General features: G+C 59.4%; 4 protein-coding genes. 3 read left to right on the top strand and 1 reads right to left on the bottom strand.

The annotated features are described in order from the left end of the window. On the bottom strand, positions 1–176 hold a 176-nt coding region (locus AB4043_RS17705), incomplete at its 3' end, for an FAD-dependent oxidoreductase (RefSeq protein ID WP_442307662.1). 55 nt (positions 177–231) lie between these two features. Here AB4043_RS17705 and AB4043_RS17700 point away from each other — a divergent pair. The 3 genes from AB4043_RS17700 (at position 232) to AB4043_RS17690 (ending at position 3,745) form a co-directional block, all read left to right on the top strand. After that, on the top strand, positions 232–1,131 hold the full coding sequence (locus AB4043_RS17700; RefSeq protein ID WP_442303470.1) for an alpha/beta hydrolase family protein: 900 nt from the start codon (positions 232–234) through the stop codon (positions 1,129–1,131). A 277-nt stretch (positions 1,132–1,408) separates the two neighbouring features. Further along, the gene (locus AB4043_RS17695; protein ID WP_442307661.1) at positions 1,409–2,542 is read left to right on the top strand and encodes a mechanosensitive ion channel family protein; all 1,134 of its coding nucleotides are present in this window, start codon (positions 1,409–1,411) and stop codon (positions 2,540–2,542) included. A gap of 12 nt (positions 2,543–2,554) precedes the next feature. After that, positions 2,555–3,745 (top strand): acetate/propionate family kinase, encoded by a 1,191-nt coding sequence (locus tag AB4043_RS17690; protein ID WP_442307660.1) that lies wholly within the window; start codon positions 2,555–2,557, stop codon positions 3,743–3,745. Positions 3,746–3,835 lie beyond the last annotated feature (90 nt).

The following is a 3,835-nucleotide window of genomic DNA, read 5'->3' as shown; positions in this document are numbered from 1 at the left end:
AGATGTCCTTTGGCAATGCCGCCGATGGCGGGGTTGCAACTCATCTGCGCAATCAGGTCAAGGTTCAGCGTGAACAGCGCGGTGCGCAGGCCCATGCGTGCAGCAGCCATCGCGGCTTCGCAGCCTGCATGCCCTGCACCCACTACCAGCACATCGAACTGTTCTGTAAACGCCATCGCTTCCGTCGGAATCCTTCTTTCCTATTTTAAGGGGATTCGGGGAGAATGTTTCATGCAAAGACTCCTCGCGTTCCTGTTCGCCCTGGCGCTGTCCGTCTCTCTTGCTGTTTCGCAGGCTGCTGCCCAGCAGTCGGCTATCTCGGCCGATCCTCCGATGGATCATGCACATCCGGCGACGATGGAGTCCGTACAGATCCCCAGCCACGGAGCCCTGCTCAACGGCCTGGTCTACATCGCCGCCGGTACGGGGCCGCATCCGGTGGCCTTCCTGCTGCATGGCTTTCCCGGCAACGAGCGCAATCTCGACCTGGCGCAAACCCTCCGCCGTGCCGGATGGGATGTGGTGTATTTCAACTACCGCGGCGCGTGGGGTACGCCGGGAGAGTTTTCGTTTTCGCATTGCATCGAAGATGCCCAGGCGGCGATTGCCTGGCTACGCGATCCGGCTGTGGCTGCCCGGCTCCGCGCAAATCCTTCACAACTCGTGCTTTTGGGCCACAGCATGGGCGGCTTCGTCGCCAACGAAGTAGCGGCACGTACACCGGGTATTAAGGCTGTGGTGACCATGTCTGCGGCGAATATGGGCATGGAAGCGATCCGGCAGGTGCCACCACAGGCAAAGAACGTGGCCGTCACTAAGGTCGCGGAACATCTTGCCAAGGAAGGCATGGCGCCGCTGGCAGGTTGCACACCCGAGGGACTGGCAAAGGAGCTGGCGGCGAATCTCACGCAGTGGGACTTCCCCACACTGGCGCCAAAGCTGACGAAGGTTCCGTACCTGATTCTTACCTCGGATGACGGCCTTGCTCCATCGAATGATGCATTTGCGGCAGCACTGACGAGCAGCGGAAATACACAAGTAGCCACAAAACACCTCGCAACAGACCACGGCTACTCCGATCAGCGCATTGCACTGCAGACGACAATTCTCGACTGGCTCGCAAAGCTGTAGATCTAACCCGCGACCGGGTGCCCATATCTGTGCCGCGGGGTCCCCGACGAACTTTGTTCGTTGGGGTGCAAGCAGATGTGGGCATTCGCGCTCCGCGCGAACCGTCTTTGTTTGTCATTTCATTAGCGCGGCGGGTCCGGACCAGATATCCCATTCATCGCGTCGCGATGGATGGGCCACCCAGTTCTGAGAAGCTCTTACAACCTCTCCCTCCCGCCGCGTCATCCCATATAGACGGCCACCGGCCAGCGCCACACCTCGGGAGATTTCTTTCGGCATGTTCACCAAAATCCTCCATGTCTGGCATGGCTGGTTCTTTGCCCTCTTCCTCTTCTGCGCCGCCCTGGTCTTCTCCAATCTCTTTCACTGGGTGCTCTTCCGTGTCCTTCGCCGGAAGCAGGCGGAGAGTACCAGTCCTGCAACGAAGGGTCTTGGCCTTGGTCTGCAGCGCTATCTCGCTCGTCCTGCGCGCGCAATCTTCGTGCTGACCTGTTTCTTTCTGGCAGAGCCCTTCCTGCCAATTCCTGCCCGTTATCACGACGATGTGCGGCAGGTGATGGCGATTCTGTTCGTCCTTTCCTTGGGATGGTTTGCTACCGGCTTTGTCTATGTGGTGCAGAACATCTTTCTCCGCCGCTACGACATCACCTCTACCGACAACATCCAGGCCCGCCGCATCCATACGCAGTTCGGGCTCTTTCGCCGCTTCCTGATCTCGCTTATCGTCGTCGTCACCGTTGCCGGCTGCCTTTGGACATTCCACGATGACCGTCTCTGGAAGGCAGGCACCGGTCTGCTCGCTTCTGCCGGCATTGYTTCGCTCGTTCTTGCCACTGCTGCCAAGTCCACCGCCTCGAATTTTCTGGCCGGTGTGCAGATTGCACTGACCGAACCCATCCGCATCGACGACGTAGTCATCGTGCAGGGTGAGTGGGGACGCATTGAAGAGATCACCTCCGCTTATGTCGTCGTCAAGATCTGGGACCTGCGCCGGCTGATCGTGCCGCTAAGTTATTTCATCGAGAACAGCTTCCAGAACTGGACACGCCAGTCCTCCGACATCCTCGGCACCGCCTTCCTCTACGTCGACTACACCATTCCTGTAGAGCCACTGCGCCAGAAGCTGCGTGAGATCTGCCAGGCCTCGCCGCTGTGGGACGGCAAAGTCTGCGGGTTACAGGTCACCGACATTAAGGAACACACCATGGAGTTGCGCTGCTTGGTCAGCAACCGCAATGCCGGCGACAACTTCGATCTCCGCTGCATCGTCCGCGAAAAGATGATGGAGTTCATTCGCGAAAACTACCCGCAGCACTTCCCCCGCACGCGCTTCGCTTCTCTGCCCGACGCTGGCCGGTCGCAGGGCGAAACCGCCGAGAAATTCACGACACCGATACAGAAGGCCTCGTAAGCTGGAGTTGTCATGCCGCTCGTCCWTTGTTTCAACCCGGGCAGCAACTCGCTGAAATTCGACCTTGTCGAGACGACCGCGAACCAGCCGCAGGCCTCTGCCGGCAAACGCCTGCTCACCGGCGACATCGACAACGTCGGTAAGGACACCACACTCGAGATCACGCGCGGCGACCAGTCGCTGCACTCCGAGCCATTGCCGGCGGGTGACTTCGACGCGATGACCACAGCTGCACTCGACGCTCTCGACAAGCTTGATCTTCCCAAACCCGATCTTGCCGGTGTTCGCGTCGTACACGGTGGAAGCGACTTCGATGCGGCGGTGGGAATCGACGATGAGGTAATCCACAAGATCGAGGCCCGCGCCGAGCTCGCTCCACTTCACAATCCCAAATCGGTCAAGGTGATTCGCGCGCTGCAACAGCATGGCAGCGCCCTGCCTATTGCCTGCACCTTCGATACCGCGTTTCATCACACGTTGCCCGAGGTCGCATGGCGTTACGCGATTGACTACGATGTCGCCAATCGCCACGGCATTCGCAAGTACGGCTTCCACGGCCTCTCGCATCGCTATCAGCTGGAGCAGTTCTGCTCACTGAGCAACACACCCCTCGAACAGGCGAACGTCATCACCAGTCATCTTGAGAGCGGATCGTCAGTCTGTGCCATCCGCGAAGGCAAATCGGTAGAGACCTCGATGGGCTTCACGCCGTTGGAGGGCCTGATGATGGGGACGCGCTCCGGCTCCATCGATCCGGCGATCCTGCCTTTTCTCATGCAGCACGAAAATCTTTCTTCGCAGGACGCGCTGCAGTTCCTGGAAAAGAAGTCGGGCCTGCTCGCGATCTCCGGCCAATCGCTCGATACCCGCATCCTGCGCAAGAAGACAGATGACCGTTCGCTGCTGGCCATGGCGATGTACGCCTATCGCGTTCGCGCCACTATGGGCGCCTATCTTGCGGTGCTTGGCGATGCACGCGCCATTGTCTTCGGCGGAGGCATCGGAGAGAATACTCCTGAAGTAAGAGGCCCCATTCTTGAGGGGCTCCGAGGCTGGGGCGTCGACGTCGACCCCGCCCGAAATACAAATGTCATGGCGGGTGACACTTTGCTCTCCTCGCCGGCATCAAAACTCGCCGTATGGGTGATTCACGCAGACGAAGGCCTGCAGCTGGCACACGAGTGCACGCAGGCCCTCCAGTAGGAGCATTTTCCCTGTAGCTGGGTATCCCGGAAAAGGAGTGCAGCGGCGTTTTCATTGCGGAAAACGCCCATAGATGACGAAACCCGACAC

This window comes from Terriglobus sp. YAF25, assembly GCF_052113305.1.
Lineage (GTDB): Bacteria > Acidobacteriota > Terriglobia > Terriglobales > Acidobacteriaceae > Terriglobus.
The sequence above is the reverse complement of the archived record's forward strand: the minus strand, read 5'-3'. Positions and strand labels throughout refer to the sequence as shown.

Coding starts and splice junctions, on each gene's coding strand:
- AB4043_RS17700 (WP_442303470.1), top strand. CDS start 232: ATGCAAAGACTCCTCGCGTTCCTGTTCGCCCTGGCGCTGTCCGTCTCT.